Here is a 20,405-nt window from a genome sequence, read left to right as displayed (position 1 = left end):
CCGGAGGACTTTGCGTGGCGCACCGGATCCTGATCTGCGACGATGCGATCTTCATGCGAACGATGATCGCCGACATCCTGAGCGGTGCCGGCTATGACGTGGTCGGCGAGGCGGAAAGCGGCCTGCAGGCGGTCGACCGCTACAAGGTGCTCAAGCCCGATCTCGTCACGATGGATATCGTGATGCCCGACATGGGCGGCATCGATGCGGTCCGCGCGATCGTCGCGGCCGATCCGGCGGCCAGGATCCTGATGTGCAGCGCGATGGGCCAGCAGGCGCTGGTGGTGGAAGCGATCCAGGCCGGCGCCAAGGACTTCGTGGTCAAGCCGTTTCAGCCGGCGCGGGTGCTCGAAGCGGTTCAGCGCGTACTGGGTGGATGACCGATCCGCGCCGCGCACGTTACGTCGCTCTCTTCGCGTCGGAGACGCGGTCGCTGCTGAGCGGCGCACGTCGCGCGCTCGACCTGTGGATCGACACACCCGCCGAGCGTGAGCCGGCCGAGGAGATCTTCCGCGCGCTGCACACGGTCAAGGGGATGGCGGCATCGCTGGAGTTTGCGGCCGCGACCGACCTGGTTCACGCGACGGAAACGCGGCTGAGCGATGTTCGCCGCGGCGGCCAGGTGGCGACACCGGCGTGGCTGCGCGCCTTCGCGATCGAGCTCGATGAAGTGACGCTCGCATGCGAAGCGGCAATTGCATCGAGCGAGGTGGCCGATACCGAATCAGCTGCACCGGTACGGGGTGCACGAATCGTTCGCGTCGATCTCGATCGGCTCGACGCACTGCTCGGAGATCTCGGCGCGCTCGTGACGGCGCGGCAGGAGCTCGAGCGGCGAGCACAAATCGACCCGTTCTCGACGATCTCGCAGGCGGCGCTCCGGATGGCCCGGCGGCTCGACACGCTGCAATCGCGCATCCTCGACGTCCGCCTGGCGCCGCTCGCCGAAGTGTTCGAGCGCGTGCCGCCGATGGTTCGGGATCTGGCGCGTCAGCTCGGTCGCGAAGTGCAGGTGCAGATCACCGGCGAGGGGCTCGAAGTCGACCGCGCGATTCTCGATCAACTCGCCGATCCGTTGCTGCACCTGATGCGCAACGCGGTGGACCACGGGATCGAGACGATGGACGAGCGGCGCGCGGCAGGGAAACGCCCCGCCGGGCGGATCACGGTCGTCGCGCGCCGCGACGGTGACGCGGTGGTGGTCGAGGTCGGTGACGACGGGCGCGGAATCGATCGTGACGCTGTCGCGCGCCGTGCCCGGGAGATGGGGATGCTCGACAGTCGCGCCGTGCTGACCGACGACGGGCTGCTCTCGGTGCTGGAGCGACCGGGATTCAGCACCGCGTCGCAGGTCACCGAGGTGTCGGGACGCGGTGTCGGGCTCGACGTGGTCGTCGCGCGGCTGCGCGAAATGGGCGCGTCCCTCTCGCTGTCGACGGTGCCGGGCCGGGGGACGATCTTCGGCATCCGGCTTCCGACGCGACTCGGCATCGTGCGGGCACTGGTGACCAGCATCGGGTCGGAGCGGTATGTGATGCCGCTGACGCATGTGGTGGAATTGGTGGCGGCGGAAGCCGGATCGATCGGACAGCAGGATGGCCGAGCGGTGCTCTTCGTTCGCGGCGACGCACTGCCGATCGTCGACCTGCGTCGCTTGCTGCAGTATCGCGGCGACGATCCGCCGCAGCATCGCCCGGTGGTCGTGGTCGAGGCCAACGGCCAGCGCGTGGCGCTCCTCGCCGATGCGGTGCACGGCCAGGTCGACGCCGTGGTGCAACCGATCGATCGGCCGGCGGGGATGGCACGATGGATTACCGGTGCGACGGTGCTGGATGACGGTTTGCCGGCGCTGATGATGGACCTGGCGAGCGTGGTATGACTCGCCCGACGACTCCTGACCGGACTTTCTCATGACCTCGACTCCGAACGACATCGAAGCGCTCCGGCACGACGGCCTGCGCGAAGTCGCGACGATCGGCGCGGGGCACGCCGCGACCGCACTCTCGCAGCTCACCGATCAGCGCATCATGATCTCGGTGCCCAGCGTGCGCCGGGTGCACTTCGGTGAAGTGCCGACGATGGTGCGCGCCTTCGGCGATCATGTCGCGGTCGTCGCCATGCGAATGCTCGGCGATCTCACCGGCCGGGCGTTGCTCACCTTCGGAGAGTACGACGCCACGCGGTTGTGCGACCTGATTCTCCGGCGCCCTCCCGGGCCGCCGCGCGCCCTCGGCGAGCTCGAGCAGTCGGGGCTCAAGGAGGTCGGCAACATCGTCTGCTCGGCATATCTCACCGCCCTGAGCAACTTCATGGGGATGATGCTCCTGCCGTCGGTCCCTTCGCTGACGATCGGACCGACGGCGCAGGCGATCGGATCGACCGCCGATCCGAGGGAGGCGCCAGGCGATCTGGTGTTCTGCGTCGATACATCGTTCCGCGCCGAAGGGACCGGTGAGCCCCTGACCGGTGCCTTCCTGTTGATGCCTGACCAGGCATCGATTCGCGCGATTCTCGAGGCGATCCGGATCGAGTGACGTGCCGGGCGAGCGGGCGCAGGATCTGCTGATCGTGGCGGCACTCAGCCGTCGACTTGCTCGTGCCGGTGCCACGACCCTCAACAATTTCGCCTGGTTCGCCGCGCGCCGCGGCGAGCACGCCACGGCGCTCGATGCCGCGCGGCGCGCCGTCGCGATGCCGGACGCGCCCGCATCCGCGATCCGCGCCCTCGAACGGCTCGCCGCCGGGCGCACCGACGGGATCCTCCTCGCGGCGGACGACGAGTCACCGAGCGATCGGCGGCCCACCGGAAATCCGCTTGCCGCAGCGGTTGCCGCCCATCGGCAGCAGGAATCCGCGGTGGCGGAAGCGTGCTACCGCGCGGCGATCGAAGATCCGGAGGTTGCCACGCAGGCGTGGAACGGGCTCGCGGTCCTGCACGAGCAGCGACACGAACGCGTCGCAGCAGACGCCGCGTGGGATCGGGCGCTCGCGGCGCACTCGTCGGCTGCCGCGCACAACCGTGCGCTGGCGATGTTGCGGCGTGGGTTTCCGCATCGCGCCCGGGCCGTGCTCGCCCCGCGACTCGACCGATCGCCAATCGAACCGCAGCTGCATTTTCTCGCCGGCTACGCGGCGCTGGCGGACCAGGATCCGGCCCAGGCTTTGCCGCTGCTGGCCGCTGCCGCTGCGGCAGATCCCGATTCGGCGCGGGCGCACTTCACTCTTGGCCTCGCCTTCGAGCGGATGGGAATGCACGGCGACGCGCTCGCTGCCATCCGCCGGGCATTGCTCATCTCTCCATGGTATTTGCCACAAGTCTGGTTGCTCGAGCGCGATGCCGCTGGAACCCTGGTCGAGCTCCCGGCCGAGAGCGGCGACGGCGAGTCGGCGTCGCACACCGACGAGGTGCTCCTGACCCTCGGGCGATCACTGCTGCAGACTGCGCACCTCGGCGAAGCGCTCGCAGTGTTCGATCAGGTCCTGGCCCATCAGCCGTCACAGACCGCCGCGCTCTTCCACCGCGGGGTCGTGCTGGCAAAGCTGCGACGCTACGACGAAGCGTTTGATGACTGGGCCACCGTGGGCCGGGTTGATCCCGCGGGTGATCTCGGTCTGGCCAGCCGCCGCCACGCACGATCGGCGCGGCAACTCGCCACGCTCTTCGCGGGGGCCTGATGCACGGACCATTGAGCGAGATCGGTCTGATCGAGGTCCTGCAGCTGCTCGAACGCGGCAAGCGCAGCGGTGTGCTGCGCGTCAGCCGAAGCGACGTCGATCCGCCGTGCCTGCTGCGGATCACCGACGGGGCGATCGTGGCGGTCGAACCGGATGCCGGTGACGAGGCGACTCGCCGGGCATTGATCGATCGTCACGTCATCACATCGACCGATGCGCGCGACGATGCGGAGGTCCTGCGGCGTCCGCGGGCGCGCGCGATGCGGACGCGGCTGGCGCACCGCGCGATCACGGCGATGCTGCACTGGCATCGCGGGCGATTCGATTTCCAGGAGACCGCGCCGGCCGATGGTGCGCTCTCGATCTCGACCGACGACCTCGTCTTCGCGCTGGTCGCGGCCGAAACCCGCCGCGTCGAGCTGGCGCCGGTCCTCGATGAATTCCACGTGGTGCCGGCGTTCGTCCCGGCCGATCAACTGGCGGCGGGCGCGGTGCCGGCACTGGTGCCGCTTGACTGGCGCATTCTGGATCGCGTGGACGGGGTTCGCGATCTCTCGGAGCTTGCTGCGGCGCTCGACGAACCACTGGAAGAGGTGGCCGAGCGGATTCAGTCGCTCTGCGCCGCCACTATACTTGAGCTGCGACCGGCACGGAGCAACCCGCTGCTGGCAGCACGGATGGCGCTCGAGGCTCGACGGTACGAAGAAGCGGCGCGGCTCCTTCGCGACCGTCTCGCGGCGCATCCGCACGACGCCGAGTCGTGGCGCGCGCTCGGGCTGGCCGAGATCGGGGCCGGTCGCTTCGAAGATGCCATCGACGCGTGGCGCAGCTGGCAACAGGACGAACCGGATCGCCGCGACGAGGCGACGGCATTGATGCAGGCGGCCCGGACCATGATGGAGGCGCTTCGCGACGCCCGTGACTGACGCTTCCCTTCCTGGCACCACCCACTCCCTTCCGCAGCGGCTGGCTTTCCTCGAACTTGGCGAACGCCTGCGCCAGCGTGGTCAGTTTGCCGCGGCCGCGGCGGTCGCGCTCGCGGGCCTCGGGCACTATCCGTCGGTCGCGGATGCGCACGATCTCCTCGGCCGGATTCGCGCCGATCAGGGAGACGATGCGGCCGCGGTCGCGGCATGGCGTGCAGCGCTCGAGTGCGATCCGGCCCACATCGGCGCGCGAAAGGGGCTCGCGTTCGTGGCGTTCAGGGCGCATGACTTCGGCGCGGCGGAGCGGCATCTCGAACTCGCCGCGATGCGCGCACCGCATGACGCCACGGTACTTGCCGCCCTCGACCGGGTCCGCGCCCTGCGACCATCGACCAGCGTGGACGAGCCGGCGCGCCTCGCGGATCCGATGCACGGGACGCTGCTATACGACACGCAGGGAATGCGGCTCACCGGCGGGGGTGCGGGTGACGACGCATCGGATGCAGATCTCCTTGCGGCCGAAGGTGCGGGACTCACGCGCGAAGCCAGCCGTGCGGCGCGGCTGCTCGAGCTGGGCGTGGTGCGCTACGTCGCCATCGAGTCGCCGAGCGCCACGATCGCGATGCTCCCGGTCACCGACGATGCTGCTCTGATCCTGCATCGCCCGGCGGCAATTCCGATCGGCCGGCTTCTCGCGCACGGCGAACGCGCGATGTTTGCGGCGCGGCAATGGCTGGGGACGATGCGGTGACGGCTGCCCCATGGGATGCGGCGATGCGCGAGGTGACCGGAATTCCCGGTGTCCGCGGCGCGCTGGTCATTTCGTCCGACGACGGGCTGATCGTCGCCGAAACCGCGATGGACGATCTCGCGACAGCGGATGTTGCCGCACTCGCTGCCGCCATCATCGCGCGCGCCGGCCGCGCGACCTCCAGCGTGGACGGATCGGCGCCGACGTCGGTGCAGTTCGTCGCGGAGGGTGGTGCGATCTTCGCCGTCGCGGGCGTGGTGCCGCTCTGGCTCGTGGCGGTCGCGCGACCCGACGCGGAACTCGGCCGGTTGCGCGTGCTGTTGCGAGACTTCGCGGGTGCCCTCGGCTGATGCGCGTCCTCGAACCGTGGGTGGGTGAACCGCTGGCGGAGTTTCTCCGCGAATCGTCGGCGCGCGTCGCGCTGGTGATGACCAGCTCCGGGCAGGTCATTGCGCAGCATGGATTCACGCGCTCGCTCGATGTCATGGCTGCTGCCGCGCTCGGCGCCGGCATTCTCGCGACGACCGGCGAGCTCGCCACGCTGCTCGGGACCCGCGACGGGTTCGGTGCTGTGGTGCATCAGGGGATCGGTCGCGGCGTGTGGCTCGCCGGGTTCGACACGCCGCGCGGGCGCTGGATCGGCCTGGTGGTCTTCGGCGGGGAGTCGTCGGTCGGCCTGGTGCGGCTCTTCTTCACCCGGTTTGCCGAACAGATCGTGGCGGCCACGCCGCCGACAGTCCCGGTGCGCGAAGTGCTGGCCGAAGGATTCGAGCGCGAACTCGACGACTCGCTCCGCGCACTCTTCGGAGCGCACTGACGTGGCGCGCCTCGATACCGACCGTCAGGAGATCGCCGCGACGCTGGTGGTGTATGGCGCGCCGCAATCCGGGAAGACGACGATCCTCCACTGCATTCAGGATCGCGTCGCGCCCGAGCGCCGCGGCGCTTTCACGCCGCTCGGCACCGACGTGTCGGTGGCGCCGCTTCTCGACTGGCTTCCGCTCGATCTCGGAACCATCGGAGGATGGCGCGTGCGCGTGCACCTCTACGCCGTTCCCGATCAACGCCACGCCGACGCCACGCGCCGCCTGATTCTCGCCGACACCGACGCGGTGCTCTTCGCGGCGGATTCGCAGGCAGGACGCCTCACCGAAAACATCACCGCACTCGCGTCGCTGCGGGAGAATCTCGACGATCACGACGGCCATCCGCGGACGGTCCCGATCGTCTTCCTGCAGACGAAGCGCGACCTGCCGGAAGAGTTGCTGCTCACGCCGGCTTCGCTCGACGCCGAACTCAATCCGGAAGGCCAGCCAAGCTTTCCCTGTTCGCCGCTTCGGGGCGATGGGGTCCTCGAAGCGCTCCACGCGGCGATCATGCTGATGATGCGGCAACTCGCGCCGGCACGCGCCCGGTCGCGCTGAGATGCCGATGCTGAATCCCCACGCGCGGTTTGCCTCATTCGTCGTCGGATCGTCCAATCGACTGGCGGCGACCGCGGCGAAGGCGGTGGCGGAGGCGCCGGGGGCCGCGTATAACCCGCTCTTTTTCTACGCGCGGCCGGGTCTCGGCAAGACGCACCTGCTTACCGCGATCGGCCACGAAGCGCAGTCGATCGACGCGGCGCGGATCGTCGAATACGTCACGGTCGACGATTTCGTCGAGGCGTATCACGCGGCGCTCGCCGCGGGGCAGGCCGAGGCATATCGACGCCGCTTCACCGAAGCCCATCTCGTCCTCGTCGACGATGCGCAGCTGCTGAGTGACCAGCGAGAGTTGCAATCGGAATTGCTGCGGCTCATCGACCTGTTGATGGCGGCCGACCGGCAGATCGTCCTGGCCAGCGACCGACCGCCCGAAGAGATCCAGTCGCTCGATGAACGATTGATCCGCCGTTTTGCCGGCGGCCTCGTCATCGACATCGGGGCGCCGGATTACGAGACGCGCCTCGCGATTCTGTCGCGCCGCGCCGGCGAACGGCAGATCGAGTTCTTTCCGGAGGTCCTCGCGGCCGTAGCCGAGCTGCGAATCGGGACCGTCCGCGAGCTGCTCGGAGCGCTCAATCGGCTCATCGCCCAGCAGGCGGTGGCATCGTCGCCGATCACCGCCGACGAAGCGCGGCGTGTCCTCGCGACCCTCGGGCATCACGAGCCGCCGGGCGCCGTCGCACCAGCAAGTCCGTCTGCCGGCACTGTCGCCACGCAGCGGTCGAGCGGCGCGCCGGAGGGACGGCCGCCCGCGGCGCGCGGCGATACGATGGACGGCGAATTCGATGCGTTCCTTTCCGATGTATCGAACGCCGTGTCGCAGCAGGTCGATCGCTGGCGGCAGCGCGTCACCGAGGCCGCGCTCAGGTATCGCGGAGAGGGATTTCACACCGCGCGGCTCGACGCCATCCTCGCCGAAGAAATTGCGGTCGATCCGGCGGAAGCGCTGGCGGCGTTCGATGCTGATGTGAGCGCACTGCGCCAGTTGCAGGACGAGCTCGAGATCGTGGCACCATCGCTCCTGGTCGAAACCGTGCTGCACGATCCCGACCGGGTCGCCGAGGCAGAGCTGCTGGTGGTTGAGGCGCGCGAAGCAGGGGATCCACTGCCGGGCCCGTCGCCGCGCTATGCGCTGGCGCAATTCGCCGAAGGTCCGTCGAGCCGGCCCGTCGTCGAGGCGATTCGCCAGGCCGCGGCCGCGCCGGGCCAGCGATACAACCCGCTGGTGATCGTCGGCCGCCCCGGGGTCGGCAAGACCCACCTGCTGCACGCGTTTGCTCACGCGTTGCGCGCGGCGGGATTGACGCGGGTCGCGGTCTTCGACGGCAAGGAATTTGTCGACGGCCTGGTGACGGCGCTCGGCAGCGGGTCGATCGGGCGGTGGCGCCAGCGGCTGCGCCGCTGTCAGGCGCTGCTGATCGACGATGTCAGCGCGGTGGCGGGGAAGGAACGCAGCCAGGAAGAGCTGTATCAGCTCTACAACATCATGCTCGAGGCCGGCCTGCAGATGGCGTTCACCGCGCCGGCCGCCCCCGCGCAGCTCCCCGGCATCGAACCGCGCCTTGCGACGCGTCTCTCCGGAGGGCTGGTCCTCGAGCTCGGTGCGCCCGACCGCGAAGCGCGGATCTTCGAGGTTGAACGGCTGCTCGGCGGAGGGCCGGCGCCGGTCGATCCCGACCTCGTCGACTTCGTGGCGTCGCGCCCCGCCGCCTCACTGCGCGAGGTGCAGCAACTCGTCCAGCGCCTGATCGGCGCCGCGGAGGATCGCCAGACCCCGCTCACGGTCGAGCTGGCGCGCACGCTGCTCGACGGCACCGCGACGCCGTCCTCGCGCCCGCATCGGCGCGGCAGCGGACTGCTGGCGCCGGGAAGCGGTGCGATCCGCTCGCGTGAGAAGATGATTGCGACGTGGCCCGATATCGCCGAACGCATGCTCGAGGAGTGGAGCTGATGGCGATCAAGGGCTCACTCAAGGAGGCGTCGCTTCCCGATGTGGTGCAGCTGCTCTTCCTCGGGCGGCGCACCGGATGTCTCTCGGTGGCGAGCGAGCACAACTTCGGCTCGATCTGGTTCGACGAAGGATGGATCACCTTCGCGGGGATGGTGTCACGCATCGACCGGATCGGCGAGCGGCTTGTCGCCGCGGGCCGGATCACCGCCGCGCAGCTCGAGGAAGCGATCGCGGCACAGGTCGCTATGCCGGGACGACGTCTCGGCGAGATGCTGGTCCATCTCGGGCTGGTCACCGCCGGCGAACTCGAGAGCGAACTCCGTCGCCAGGTCGAGGAGTGCATCTACACGCTTTTCTCATGGACCAGTGGCACCTTCTCGTTCGAAGTTGGCGCCGATCCCGACGTCCCCGATGCCGTGCTCCGCCTCAATCCGGAAGGGTTGCTCCTCGAGGGGGCGCGACGTGTCGACGAGTGGAGCGTTATCGCCAAGAAGATCACCACTGTCGATGCGGTCTATGCCGTGGACGGCGAGCCGCGCGCCGCGGTCGACGACGATGCCCAGCTGGTGGAGTCGGAACGGCGAGTCCTCCCTTTCATCAACGGGATCAACACGGTTCGTGAGATCGTTGACGGCACCGGCCTCAGCGAATTCGAAATCTGCCGCGTCCTCTTCGGCCTGCTCACCGCGGGTCGCCTGCGGCGCGTCTCGACGGCACCGCCGCCGCCGCCCCGGGAAGACCTGTCGCGGATCGACGAGCATCGCAATCTCGGCATTGCGTTCTATCGCACCGGGATGCTCGCCGAAGCAGAGCGTGAGTTCCGTCGCGTGAATGAACTGCGCCCCACCGATGCGATGGCGCCGTTCTACCTCGGACTGATCGCCCTGCGTCAGGCGCGGTGGACCGACGCTGTCGACTTCTTCCAGCGCGCGGCGGAGCGCGATTCCTCCCGCGTCGCGGTGTTGCACAATCTCGCGCTGGCACTCGAAGCGTCGGGCCGGCTCGACGACGCCGAAGCGGCGCTCACCGAAGCGCTGCAGCGCAACACTCACGATCCGCGGCTGTGGACTGCGTTCGGCCTCCTCGCGCTTCGTCGCGTCGATCCGGCCCACGCGCTCGAACGCTTTGCGCGGGCGCGTGACCTCCTCGGCGCGGCGCAGCCGCCGGCGCGGTGGTATTGGGGATGCGGGTGGGCCCAGGGGCTGTCGGAGGCGTGGCCCGATGCGGTCGCGACGATGCGTGAGGGAGTACAGGCCTTTCCCGATCATCCAGTGCTCCGCACGACCCTCGGCGTGCTCCTCGAGGGGACCGGCGAGGTCGGCGAAGCCGAAGCACATCTCCGTCACGCGCTCGGCGAAGATCCGACGATCCCGCAGATCTCCAAGAATCTCGGCGACCTCCTCTATCGTGCCGGGCGCTGGGACGAGGCGGAAGAGGCGTATGATCGCGCCACCAAGCTCGCCCCGGGCCTGGGTGACGACATCTACTTCAAGCTCGGCAATCTCGCGTGCCGGCGTGGGGACCTCGCGGCGGCGCGCCGGCATTGGGAAGAGGCGATCCGACTCAACCCCGAGCACGCCCTGGCGCGGTCCAACCTCGCCGGCGCCGGAGCCGCTGCATGAGCGACGAGTTTCCGGCGCTGCAGGAGGAATTCGATCGACTCGAGGAAGCGATGCGCCAGCCGGTCGCGCCCGCCGATCGCGCGGCGGTCCGGGGCGCCATCGTCGCACTCTTCAAGCGGACCGAGTCGACGATCACCGACCTCGCTGCATTCAAGGAACGGATCCGGGAACTGGTCGAGCGCTTCAAGGCGTTGCCCCAGGACGGCGCGGCGACGGCACGGCACGATCATATCGGCGCCTCGACACATGTGGAGCGGGGATGGACGGCACTCGCGGGCGGCGACTGGACCACGGCGCAGGCCGAACTGCGGCACGCCATCTCGCTCGACGCGACAAGTACCACTGCGGAAGCGTTGCTGGGTTGGGCATTGATGTATCAGAACCGGAATGACGAGGCGTTGCAGCTATGTCTGCAGGTGTTGCTGCGGGAACCCGAGCACGGGCTCGCGCGCGTTGCCGTGGGTGCCATCTGCCTGCGCAAGGGAATTCTCGGTGAAGCGATCGAGCATCTCTCGCGCGCGGCGGCACGCAGCGGTGATGCGCGCGCTGCGCTCTACGCCAATTTCTGGCTCGGCGTGGCTTACCTCGAACGCGACATGCCCTCCGATGCCATCGAGATGCTGCGGCGCGCCGTGACACTCGGCCCGAACCTCGCGGAAGGGTGGGCCGAACTCGGGCGCGCCCTCTGGCGCAAAGGCCAGCATGACGGCGCACGTGAAGCGTGGGCCGTCGGCGCGGCGATCCGTCATTCGCCTCACGCGGCGCGGTGCCGGGAATTGCTCGACACCATGGCGGCCGGAGGGACTCCGCCACGTTCGCCCTTCGCCTGATCGGACTCCTGCTGCAGCTTGGCAGCCCCGCTGACCCGGTGCGTCACGTCACCGTTGGTGATATCACGGTGGTTGCCGATTCCGCCCACCTCGCTCTCGGAACCGCGCTCGCCGAAGCCGCATCGGAACCACACGACTGGCTGGCAATCGGCAGGACAGACGTCGGGCCGCTGCTGATCTTTCTCGCCCGCGACAAAAACGACTTCATGCGGCTCTCCCGTGGCCGGGTGCCGGGGTGGGGGGCCGGGGTCACCTTTCCCGCGAGCCACGTCGTCATCATCCGCCTCAATGCCGGCGACCCATACCAGACGCTGCGTCACGAACTCGCGCACGTCGTCCTGCACCAGTCGGTCACTGAACGAGTGCCGCTCTGGTTTGACGAGGGGTACGCGGTGCTTGCGGCGCAGGAATACGATCGCTTTGCCGTCCTTCGACTGAACCTTGCCGTCGCGACCGGCCATGTCCCGGAACTCCGCGCGCTCGACGGGGCGTTACGTGGAAGCAGCCTGGACGCCGAGACGGCGTATGCGCTTGCCGGGTCGGCGGTGGCTGAGGTGGGACGGAGAAGTCGGAATGGGCACCTGAGCGAATTCGTGGCGTTGCTGGAGCGGGGTGTTCCCTTTGACAGCGCGCTCTCGATCGGCGCCGGGCTCAGTCCCGATCGGTTCGAGGAGGCGTGGCAGCGGTCGGTTCGCGGGCGCTACAACGTGGTGGTCTGGCTGGCGACTGGCGGACTCTGGTTGGTGGTGACGGTGTTGCTGAGCTGGGCCGCAGCGACTCGGCGCGGTCGTGACGCACCGCGGCGTGCCGCGCTGGACGAGGGGTGGCCCGAACCGCCAGAAGATGACGAAACGATTACGATTCAAGAGGTTGGACCACATTCAACTTGACCGCCCGCACCTGAGGCGCTAGCGTCCAAAGCAATGCCACCCACCAATCCGACTGAAGACGCCCGGCCCCGGCAGTTCGGGGGTCGCAACCTCGCCCTGCTTGGCGCGGCGGTGCTGACCATCGCCGCAGGTTATGTGGTACTGAGTTCCGGGAGTGGGGCTGCGGAGGCGGCATCCGTCCTATTGGTGGTTGGGTATTGCGTGCTCTTTCCGCTGGCGTTGCTGGCCTGACGTCGGGCGAATAGCTCAGCTGGTTAGAGCGCCTGCCTTACACGCAGGATGTCGGGGGTTCGAGTCCCTCTTCGCCCATCGCCGTGCGTAGCGCCTCAGCCCCGCGAGGGTGCGGGACGTACTCACTTGAAGCAAATACTTGACGGGGGTCCTTGGGATGCTGCAACAGGTGCTGTCGATTTCGTTACTGGCCGCCATGGCGGTCCCGCCTGCGTCATCGCAGGGGATTCGCGCCGGTTCCTGCGTGAACTGCGCCGCGGTGATCGCCATCCCCGCCACCAAGGTGCTCGTCGCCACGCCGTTCCCGTCGGTCTATCCCCCCTCGCCGACCGACTCGACCAACGCCGTGCTCCTCGGCAATGGGTTGCGCGACAAGCTGGCACGGGCAATTGACGGCGGTGACTGGCAGGTCATCACCCGGTTGCAGATGAACAACTCGCTGGTGCAGTGGGGCTACAGCGCCGACGCGCTCCTGCCGCCCGAGCTGGCCCGCACCGTCCAGAATCAGCTCAGCGCCCGCGTCCTGGTCAGCACGGCCCTCTCGAAGGGAGCCGATGGCCGGTATGTCGCGAACACGCGCTTCAGCGGCTCCAACGACGGCGCCGGTCATGTGATCAAGTCGACACAGGCGGCGGGTCAGCAGCTCAACGACATGGGATCGAAGCTCGCCGACCAGGTGACGATCCTTTTCAAGGCGTACGCGGATGCCAAGGCCTGCAACGACAACCAGACCAGCAATCCGTCGAAGGCGATCGAGTCCGCCAACAAGGCGCTCAAGACCGTCCCCGGCTTCGGCACGGCGGAATTCTGCCTCGGGGAAATCGCCCAGGCGAAGGATTCGTCATCGGGCGAGGCGCTGCAGCATTTCAAGAACGCCGTCACCGCCGACCCGATGTCGCTCCAGGCAGTCTTCCAGCTCGCCACCATCGACAGCCGGAAGCACGACTCCTCGGCCGTCGTCAGCGACTACCAGCAGATGATCACCATCGCGCCGACCAACACCAAGCTCGCCAACGACGCGATCCGGATTTTCACGGCGTACGGACACCCCGAAGCGGCCGCCCAGGTTGTCGATCAGCAGAGCAAGCTCGATCCGACCAACCCGGACTGGCCTGATCTGCAGGGGAATGCCTGCGCCGCACAAGGCGCCAATGACACGGTTCCGGCACAGCAGCAGGCGAAGTACAAGTGCGCCTTCGATGCCTTTGCCCATGAGTACGAGCTCGACCCCGAACGTGCGGACACCCTGTTCTTCCAGAAGATCGAGTTCGTCGCCGGGACCCGTCAGGACTCGATGACCTTCGCACAGCGGTATGTGAAGAAGTATCCCAACAACCCCGATCCGCTCCAGCTCGAAATGCAGCTCTTTGCCGGGGCGGGGCAGATCGACTCTGCCGTTCGCCTGGCCAACCTGCTGGTCCGGCTCGACCCGACGAACACCAAGCCCCTGCTGCTCGTCACCTTGTCGCTGCTGAACGCGCACCGGGACAGCGCCGCGCTCGCGTTCGTGCCGCAGATCAAGAAGTCCGACGACGATACCAAGAACAAGTATTCCGGCCTCCTGATCCAGTTCGCCGATTCGGCATCGGTACGCGCGGCCGATTCGACCAAGCACACGGCGAGCGATGATTCCACCATGGTCCACCTGAGCCAGGCGGTGCTCGACATCAGCCCGTCGAACAAGCAGCTCGTGGAATACGCCAACTACTTCATCGTCCTCGGACTGCGTCCAGGTTTGTCGGTCCTGTCGCAACAGGTGCGCAGCGACAAGTCATGTGACACCGTCAACAAGTATGTGGCGTTCCTCGACCTCCTCGAGCCGTCGGTGACGGCGATCGCGGCGAGTTCCAATCAAAACATCGCGGCGTTCGGCACGGCATTCGTGGCCCCGATTCAGCAGGAACGAACGCAGATTCCGGCGATGAAGTCGGCCTTCTGCAAGACGCCCTGACCCCTCCCCAATGCTGCCGGACGCGATTAGCTTCGCGTCCGGACGTTGAGGGGCTGTAGCTCAGTTTGGTTAGAGTGCCGCACTGTCACTGCGGAGGTCGCGGGTTCGAGCCCCGTCAGCCCCGTATCCACCCCGTTCGAGATCGGACGGGGTGATCTGTTTCCGGAACCTTGATGCCCGACGCGCCCTTTCACGTTCCGGTTCTTCTCACCCCGATCATCGAACGCGCCCGCGGCGCCCGCCGAGTCGTCGACGCCACCCTGGGCCACGGTGGTCACGCCGCGGCACTCCTCGACCTCGGCACCGAACTCCTTGGCATCGATCGCGACCCGGACGCGCTCGCGACGGCGCGCGACCGGCTTGCCGGGCGTGCCGTGACATTCCTCCAGTCGCCGTACGGTTCGGATGCAGCGATCGCGGCTGTCGCGGCCTTCCGCCCCGACTTCATCCTCCTCGACCTCGGCGTTTCCTCGCGCCAGCTCGATGACGGCGCTCGCGGCTTCTCCTTCCGGCCAGGGGCGCCGCTCGACATGCGGATGGGCCCCGACGCCGCGACGGCCGCCGACTGGCTCGCCGAAACCGACGAACGCGACATGGAAACAGCGCTTCGTCACTATGCCGACGAGCCACGCGCATCCCGGCTCGCGCGGGAGGTCATCCGCCGTCGGGCGAACGCTCCATTTGCCACGAGCGATGATCTGGTCAACGCCATCCGCGCCGTCCTCGGCCCCCGTAGCGGTCCTCCGGACTTCGCCCGCATCTTCCAGGGGATCCGCATCGCCGTCAACGACGAACTCGGCGGCCTCGCACGCGCCCTGCCGGCCTTTCGGTCGGCGTTGCCGACCGGCGGTACCCTCGCCGTGATCAGTTATCATTCGGGCGAGGATCGACTGGTCAAGCAGGAGTTCCGCGCTTGGGAGCAGGGGTGTACCTGCCCGCCCGGGCTGCCGCAATGCATCTGCGGCAAGACTCCGTTCGGCCGGGCCGAGCCTCGGAAGGCGATCATCCCGCTCGCGGCGGAGATCGCTGCCAATCCACGCGCACGCAGTGCCAAGCTCCGATTCTTCCGGATTGATCATGCGGGTTAAGGGACGCTACCTCGTTCTGGCCTGGACTGCGGTCTTTCTCGCGGCAGTTGGCGTCGTGGTCTGGCGCGACGACCGGGGATTTCCGGCGCAGCGTCGTCTCGATCAGCTCGACAACCAGATCAAGGCGCTGCAGAGCCGCGAAGGTGATCTGCAGGCGCGCATCACCGCGCTGGAAACGGCACAGGAGCTCGCGCCGCGCGTGCGGCCGCTCGGGCTCCGCATGGCGCTCGATACCGAAATGATCCAGCTGCCGATCGCCAGCGGGCACTGATGGCGAAACCCGCCGCGCGGATCCTCGTGCTCGAAGCGATGCTCGGTGCAGCGACGTTGCTCGTCCTCGGGCGCAGCTTTCAGGTGCAGGTACTGCAGCACGCCACCTGGCATGCGCGCGCCAGCAAGCGACGGAGTGGTGACTGGATCGTCGCGCCGCGCCGTGGACGGATTCTCGATCGACACGGACATCCGCTTGCGGTGACGGGCGAGCAATACCGCGTCTCCATCGCCCTCGATCAGGTCCGTGATACCGCGGGCCTGCGCACCCATCTCATCCGCGATCTCAATCTTCCGGCCGCCCGGGTCGACGCCGCCTTCCGCAACGACTATCCCTATTTCAACGGCCCGTTCAGCGCCGAGGCGATCGAGCCGATCCGCTCGATCCGCGGCGTGTCGCTTCAGGTGGTGTACCGCCGGATCTATCCGATGGAAACGCTCGCCGACCGGATCCTCGGCCGGCTCGACGACAACGGGACCAGCGGCATCGAAGGGATGGAGAAGGCGCTCGACACGCTGCTGCAGGGTCGGCCAGGGAAGACGCACTACCTCCTCGATGCCAAGGGAAACCGCCTCGAAGCGCCGGGGCCGCCGGCGATCGCACCGGTGGCCGGCGACGACGTCTATCTCACGATCGACGCGAACCTCCAGGCGATCGCCGAGGGTGCGTTGCGTCATGCGATCGACACCAGCCGCGCGCGCGGCGGCGACGTGGTCATCATGGCCGTTCGAACCGGCGAGTTTCTCGCGGTGGCATCGGTGCGAACCGACACCGTGTCGGGGAAGCAAGTCTCGACGTCGTCTGCATTCGTGGAACCGAACGAACCGGGCTCGACATCCAAACTCTTCACCATCGCTGCGCTGCTGCGCGCCAACCGCGACACCACGCCGGTCAACGGCGAAGATGGCGACTGGCGCATGCCGATCGGCCGCACCACGCGTCGCATCCAGGACGAACACAAATTGCACGGCCCCGTCACCCTCGGCGAAACCGTTCGCTTTTCGAGCAACATCGCGATCTCCCAGTTCGCGATGCGACTCACACCGGCCGAGCAGTACGAGACGATCCGGGATTTCGGGTTCGGCGCCGCGCCGGCGACCGGATTTCCCGGCGAAGCGCCCGGGCTCTTGCAGCGACCGTCGCTCTGGGCCAATCGGGAGTACACCCAGCCGTCACTCGGCCAGGGATACGAATGGGAAGCGACCGCGGCGCAACTTGCGGCGGGGTACGGTGTCATCGCCAATCACGGCGTGGTGATGGCTCCGGCGCTGATTTCCGAAGTGCGGAACGACCGTGGCGCGGTGCTCTGGCGGCATCGTCTCGACACCTTGCGGCACGCGGTACCGGAAGGCGTCGCCCGGCAACTGATGGCATATCTGGAGATGGTGACCGATAGCGGCGGCACCGGGGAGAAGGCGCAGCTGGTGCGCTACGCCGTGCCGGGAAAGACGGGGACCGCCAAGACCAAGGACCACGGCTATCGCGGCTCGTTCGCGGGGATCTTTCCGGGAGACAATCCGCAGGTGGTGATTTACGTGATGATCGATCATCCCCAGGGCGTCTTTTTCGGCAGTGACGTGGCAGCGCCGGCGGTGCGGTCGATCATCCTGCAAGCGCTGGCATCGTCGGAGTCCCTCTTCGACCGGAGTCGGCTCACGGCGCACGTCAACATCGCCGAATCGCGACCGGTCGCCGCCGAAAGCGTCTCGACGCAGACGGTGACGCTGCCCGTGCGGCCCGCCGTGCCGCCATCCGATCGGATGGCGGTCCCCGCGATTGCCGGATTGAATCTCCGCGCCGCGGTCGTTGCCTTGCAGCGCGCCGGATTCGAAGTCCGCCTCGTCGGCCGCGCACGCGTCCGGTCCACCGTGCCGGCGGTGGGAGATTCGCTGCCTCACGGCGCGACGGTGACCCTCTACGCCGATTCGTCCCTGTGAAACTGTCCGAACTGGTTCGCGCCCTCCGCAGTCACGACCTCGTCGCGCGCGAGCCCGCGGCCGATGTCGAAATCCGGGCGATCGACGTCGATTCGCGCGCCGTGGCGCCGGGGACGCTGTTCATCGCAATCCGCGGGTCCGTCTCCGATGGCCACCGCTTCATCTCGCAAGCGCTCGCCGGCGGGGCGTCGGCGCTGATCGCCGAGAACGCGGTCGATGCCCAGGTGCCGGTCATCGTTGTCCGCGACGGCAAGCGCGCGGCGCAGGTCGTGGCCGAAGTCTGGTACGGCTTTCCTGCACGAAGTCTCGACATCGTGGCGATCACCGGAACCAACGGGAAGACGACCACCACCGCGATCATGCGCCACCTGCTCAACGTCGCCGGTGATGCAGGAAGTATCGGAACGCTCGGCGCCTTCGACGGGGCAGGGGATATGGTTGCGTCGTCGGCCGGTGCACTGACGACCCCGGGACCACTCGATCTCCAGGCGACCTTTCGCGGTCTCCTTGATCACGGCGTCCGCCATGTCGCGATGGAAGCGTCGTCGCACGCGCTCGACCAGCGGCGGCTCGACGGCATCTCCTTCAGCGCGGGAGTCTTCACCAACCTCACGCGCGAACATCTCGACTACCATGGGACGATGCAGCAGTATCACGCGGCAAAGCTCCGTCTTGCCGATCTCGTCGCCTCCGACGGCGTGCTGTCGATCAACGCCGACGATCCCGCGTGGACGCCGCTCGCGACCGACCGGCGGGCGATCAGCTGGGGGACCGCGCCGGCCAGCGACGTGACGGTCGCAGATCAGATCTTCACGTCCGCTGGTTCGACGTTCACCATCGGCGGGCGGTTCGGGATTCGCGAGGTCACGGTGCCGTTCCTCGGCGAATTCAACGTCGCCAACGCGGTCGGCGCGGCCGTCGCCGCCCTCGGCTGCGGGCTGCCGGTCGACACCGTGGTCGACCGGCTCGCATCGGCACCACAGGTCCCCGGACGAATGGAACGGCTCGCCGACGCGCCGTTCGTCGTACTCCGCGATTACATGCACACTCCCGATGCCTATGAGCGGGTCATGGGGATGCTCCGCCCGCTCGTGCCGGGGAAGTTCTTCGTGCTGTTCGGTTGTGGTGGCGATCGCGACAAGGGAAAGCGGCCGATCATGGGGCGCCTCGCCGCGCAGATGGCCGACCGCGTCATCATCACTTCCGACAACCCGCGACACGAAGATCCCGAGCAGATCATGGACGACATCGTGGCAGAGATGCCGCGCGACTCGTACGACCGCATCTCGGATCGCGAGGAAGCGATTGCGCACGTCCTGCGAATCGCGCGCCCGGGCGATACCGTTCTCCTCGCCGGCAAGGGTCATGAGACATATCAGATCGAAGGCGACGTCAAACGCCACTTCGACGAACGGGAAATCGTGCAGGCGCTGCTCCGATGACGTGGCGCTTGGACGACGGCTGGGTTCGCCGCGCGCTGTCACTCCCCGGGCACAAGGCGATCGGATACAACGCGATCGTCACCGACAGCCGCACCCTCGGTCCCGATTCGCTGTTCGTGGCGCTTGCCGGCGAACGATTCGACGCGCACGACTTTCTGGCGCAGGCGCGCGATGCCGGCGCCACGGGCGCCGTGGTTCGCGCGGGGACGCCGCCGGTCCCGGGACTGGAGCTCTATCACGTCGCCGACACCCTGCGCGCCCTCGGCGATCTGGCCGCGCTGCGTCGGAAGAGCTTCGCCGCGCCGGTGATTGCGATCACCGGGCAGAACGGCAAGACATCGACCAAGGAGATGGTCGGAGCCGTGATGGGGACGCGCTGGAAGACGCACCGGACCCGCGCCAACCTCAACAACCTGGTCGGCGTCCCGATGACCATCCTCGAAGCGCCGCCCGGCACTGAAGCGCTTGTCGTCGAGGCAGGGGCGAATCTCCCCGGCGAGATTCCGCGGTACCGGGAGATCATCGACCCCGACATCGCGATCGTACTGAATGCCGGCGCGGGACATCTCGAAGGGTTCGGGTCAGTGGAAGGAGTGATCCGCGAGAAACTCTCGCTCGCGCGCGACGTTCCGCTGGCGATCATCGGGACGACCCCGCCATCGCTCGCCCCGCGAGGGCGCGCGCTTGCCCGCCGGGTGATCACTGCGGGGCTGGACGGCGCCGACGCGGGCCCGTCGAGCGTCACGATGATGCCCGACGGTCGCCCTCGCGTGACAGTCGACGACGTGACCTTCACCCTCGCGGCACGCGGCCGCCATCAGGCCGGCAACGCGATGTTCGCCTGGACGATCGTGCGGGAGCTTGGCCTCGATCACCAGGCGGCGGCGCGCGCGCTGGAACAGTTCACCGTCCCCGGCGGCCGAGGCGAATGGTCGCAACACGGCGAGCTCACCGTCATCAACGACGGATACAACGCCAACCCCCAGTCGTTCGCCACGGCGATGGCGCTCGCATCCGAACTCCGCACCGGCCGGCGCCTCGTCTTCGTGGCCGGGAGCATGCGCGAACTCGGCGAGCACTCGGTGACGCTGCATCACGAAGTGGCCGTAGCACTCGCCGATCTCGCCCCCGACGTGTTGGCGCTGGTGGGAGACTTCGTCGACGCGTTTGCGCCGGTTCGTGATCACTTCCGCGGCGAACTCCTCACCGCTCCCGACGCCGATGCGATGGCCCCACTCCTGGCGAATTCCCTCCGCGGGGACGAGCTCGTGATCCTCAAGGGTTCACGCGGCGTCACTCTGGAGCGTATTCTTCCCGCGATCCTGGCTCGCGCGGCCACGACACCCTGAGGAC

General features: G+C 68.0%; 19 protein-coding genes and 2 tRNA genes. All 21 read left to right on the top strand.

The window, feature by feature from the left end; translation table 11 throughout:
* The first annotated feature begins 14 nt into the window (after positions 1-14).
* Positions 15-380: a response regulator gene (locus VGM20_13610; protein HEY4101904.1), complete on the top strand. Its 366-nt coding sequence runs from the start codon at positions 15-17 to the stop codon at positions 378-380.
* Positions 377-1,879: a chemotaxis protein CheW gene (locus VGM20_13605; protein ID HEY4101903.1), complete on the top strand. Its 1,503-nt coding sequence runs from the start codon at positions 377-379 to the stop codon at positions 1,877-1,879. The genes VGM20_13610 and VGM20_13605 overlap by 4 nt, the downstream gene beginning before the upstream one ends.
* Positions 1,880-1,910: 31 nt before the next feature.
* Positions 1,911-2,534, top strand: coding sequence for a chemotaxis protein CheC (locus tag VGM20_13600; GenBank protein ID HEY4101902.1), 624 nt, complete (start codon positions 1,911-1,913; stop codon positions 2,532-2,534).
* A 1-nt stretch (position 2,535) separates the two neighbouring features.
* Positions 2,536-3,675, top strand: coding sequence for a tetratricopeptide repeat protein (locus tag VGM20_13595; GenBank protein HEY4101901.1), 1,140 nt, complete (start codon positions 2,536-2,538; stop codon positions 3,673-3,675).
* Positions 3,675-4,601, top strand: coding sequence for a DUF4388 domain-containing protein (locus tag VGM20_13590; protein ID HEY4101900.1), 927 nt, complete (start codon positions 3,675-3,677; stop codon positions 4,599-4,601). The genes VGM20_13595 and VGM20_13590 overlap by 1 nt, the downstream gene beginning before the upstream one ends.
* Entirely contained in the window at positions 4,594-5,352 is a 759-nt protein-coding gene (locus VGM20_13585; GenBank protein HEY4101899.1) for a hypothetical protein, read from the top strand. The genes VGM20_13590 and VGM20_13585 overlap by 8 nt, the downstream gene beginning before the upstream one ends.
* Positions 5,349-5,702: a roadblock/LC7 domain-containing protein gene (locus VGM20_13580; GenBank protein HEY4101898.1), complete on the top strand. Its 354-nt coding sequence runs from the start codon at positions 5,349-5,351 to the stop codon at positions 5,700-5,702. Before VGM20_13585 ends, VGM20_13580 begins: the two co-directional genes overlap by 4 nt.
* Entirely contained in the window at positions 5,702-6,169 is a 468-nt protein-coding gene (locus VGM20_13575) for a hypothetical protein (protein ID HEY4101897.1), read from the top strand. The genes VGM20_13580 and VGM20_13575 overlap by 1 nt, the downstream gene beginning before the upstream one ends.
* A 1-nt stretch (position 6,170) precedes the next feature.
* Positions 6,171-6,776 (top strand): GTPase domain-containing protein, encoded by a 606-nt coding sequence (locus VGM20_13570; GenBank protein ID HEY4101896.1) that lies wholly within the window; start codon positions 6,171-6,173, stop codon positions 6,774-6,776.
* A gap of 7 nt (positions 6,777-6,783) precedes the next feature.
* Positions 6,784-8,790, top strand: a complete 2,007-nt coding sequence (locus VGM20_13565) for a DnaA/Hda family protein (GenBank protein ID HEY4101895.1) — start codon at positions 6,784-6,786, stop codon at positions 8,788-8,790.
* Positions 8,790-10,412: a tetratricopeptide repeat protein gene (locus VGM20_13560; protein ID HEY4101894.1), complete on the top strand. Its 1,623-nt coding sequence runs from the start codon at positions 8,790-8,792 to the stop codon at positions 10,410-10,412. The genes VGM20_13565 and VGM20_13560 overlap by 1 nt, the downstream gene beginning before the upstream one ends.
* A complete protein-coding gene (locus VGM20_13555; protein HEY4101893.1) occupies positions 10,409-11,242 on the top strand; it encodes a tetratricopeptide repeat protein in 834 nt (277 codons plus the stop codon). The genes VGM20_13560 and VGM20_13555 overlap by 4 nt, the downstream gene beginning before the upstream one ends.
* Positions 11,243-11,280: 38 nt before the next feature.
* Entirely contained in the window at positions 11,281-12,132 is an 852-nt protein-coding gene (locus VGM20_13550; protein HEY4101892.1) for a hypothetical protein, read from the top strand.
* 235 nt (positions 12,133-12,367) lie between these two features.
* Positions 12,368-12,441 (top strand) — tRNA-Val (locus tag VGM20_13545).
* Between the two features lie 61 nt (positions 12,442-12,502).
* Positions 12,503-14,314, top strand: a complete 1,812-nt coding sequence (locus tag VGM20_13540; GenBank protein HEY4101891.1) for a hypothetical protein — start codon at positions 12,503-12,505, stop codon at positions 14,312-14,314.
* 49 nt (positions 14,315-14,363) lie between these two features.
* Positions 14,364-14,438: transfer RNA gene (locus tag VGM20_13535), tRNA-Asp, on the top strand.
* A 49-nt stretch (positions 14,439-14,487) separates the two neighbouring features.
* A complete protein-coding gene (gene rsmH, locus VGM20_13530) occupies positions 14,488-15,402 on the top strand; it encodes a 16S rRNA (cytosine(1402)-N(4))-methyltransferase RsmH (GenBank protein HEY4101890.1) in 915 nt (304 codons plus the stop codon).
* Positions 15,392-15,673: a hypothetical protein gene (locus VGM20_13525; GenBank protein ID HEY4101889.1), complete on the top strand. Its 282-nt coding sequence runs from the start codon at positions 15,392-15,394 to the stop codon at positions 15,671-15,673. Before rsmH ends, VGM20_13525 begins: the two co-directional genes overlap by 11 nt.
* Positions 15,673-17,610 (top strand): penicillin-binding transpeptidase domain-containing protein, encoded by a 1,938-nt coding sequence (locus VGM20_13520; protein HEY4101888.1) that lies wholly within the window; start codon positions 15,673-15,675, stop codon positions 17,608-17,610. Before VGM20_13525 ends, VGM20_13520 begins: the two co-directional genes overlap by 1 nt.
* Positions 17,607-19,052, top strand: a complete 1,446-nt coding sequence (locus VGM20_13515; GenBank protein ID HEY4101887.1) for a UDP-N-acetylmuramoyl-L-alanyl-D-glutamate--2,6-diaminopimelate ligase — start codon at positions 17,607-17,609, stop codon at positions 19,050-19,052. Before VGM20_13520 ends, VGM20_13515 begins: the two co-directional genes overlap by 4 nt.
* Positions 19,049-20,401, top strand: coding sequence for a UDP-N-acetylmuramoyl-tripeptide--D-alanyl-D-alanine ligase (gene murF, locus VGM20_13510; GenBank protein ID HEY4101886.1), 1,353 nt, complete (start codon positions 19,049-19,051; stop codon positions 20,399-20,401). The genes VGM20_13515 and murF overlap by 4 nt, the downstream gene beginning before the upstream one ends.
* The last annotated feature ends 4 nt before the right edge of the window (positions 20,402-20,405 follow it).

The organism is Gemmatimonadales bacterium, assembly GCA_036500345.1.
In the GTDB taxonomy this organism is placed as follows: Bacteria; Gemmatimonadota; Gemmatimonadetes; order Gemmatimonadales; family GWC2-71-9; genus Palsa-1233.
Note: the sequence above shows the minus strand (reverse complement) of the source record. Positions and strands in the feature narration are given on the sequence as shown.

What these genes read in the sequence shown, in the direction of transcription:
- VGM20_13605 (HEY4101903.1), top strand. Translation starts at nt 377, where the DNA reads ATGACCGATCCGCGCCGCGCACGTTACGTCGCTCTCTTCGCGTCGGAG.
- VGM20_13600 (HEY4101902.1), top strand. Translation starts at nt 1,911, where the DNA reads ATGACCTCGACTCCGAACGACATCGAAGCGCTCCGGCACGACGGCCTG.
- VGM20_13590 (HEY4101900.1), top strand. Translation starts at nt 3,675, where the DNA reads ATGCACGGACCATTGAGCGAGATCGGTCTGATCGAGGTCCTGCAGCTG.
- VGM20_13575 (HEY4101897.1), top strand. Translation starts at nt 5,702, where the DNA reads ATGCGCGTCCTCGAACCGTGGGTGGGTGAACCGCTGGCGGAGTTTCTC.
- VGM20_13565 (HEY4101895.1), top strand. Translation starts at nt 6,784, where the DNA reads ATGCTGAATCCCCACGCGCGGTTTGCCTCATTCGTCGTCGGATCGTCC.
- VGM20_13560 (HEY4101894.1), top strand. Translation starts at nt 8,790, where the DNA reads ATGGCGATCAAGGGCTCACTCAAGGAGGCGTCGCTTCCCGATGTGGTG.
- VGM20_13555 (HEY4101893.1), top strand. Translation starts at nt 10,409, where the DNA reads ATGAGCGACGAGTTTCCGGCGCTGCAGGAGGAATTCGATCGACTCGAG.
- rsmH (HEY4101890.1), top strand. Translation starts at nt 14,488, where the DNA reads ATGCCCGACGCGCCCTTTCACGTTCCGGTTCTTCTCACCCCGATCATC.
- VGM20_13525 (HEY4101889.1), top strand. Translation starts at nt 15,392, where the DNA reads ATGCGGGTTAAGGGACGCTACCTCGTTCTGGCCTGGACTGCGGTCTTT.
- VGM20_13520 (HEY4101888.1), top strand. Translation starts at nt 15,673, where the DNA reads ATGGCGAAACCCGCCGCGCGGATCCTCGTGCTCGAAGCGATGCTCGGT.
- murF (HEY4101886.1), top strand. Translation starts at nt 19,049, where the DNA reads ATGACGTGGCGCTTGGACGACGGCTGGGTTCGCCGCGCGCTGTCACTC.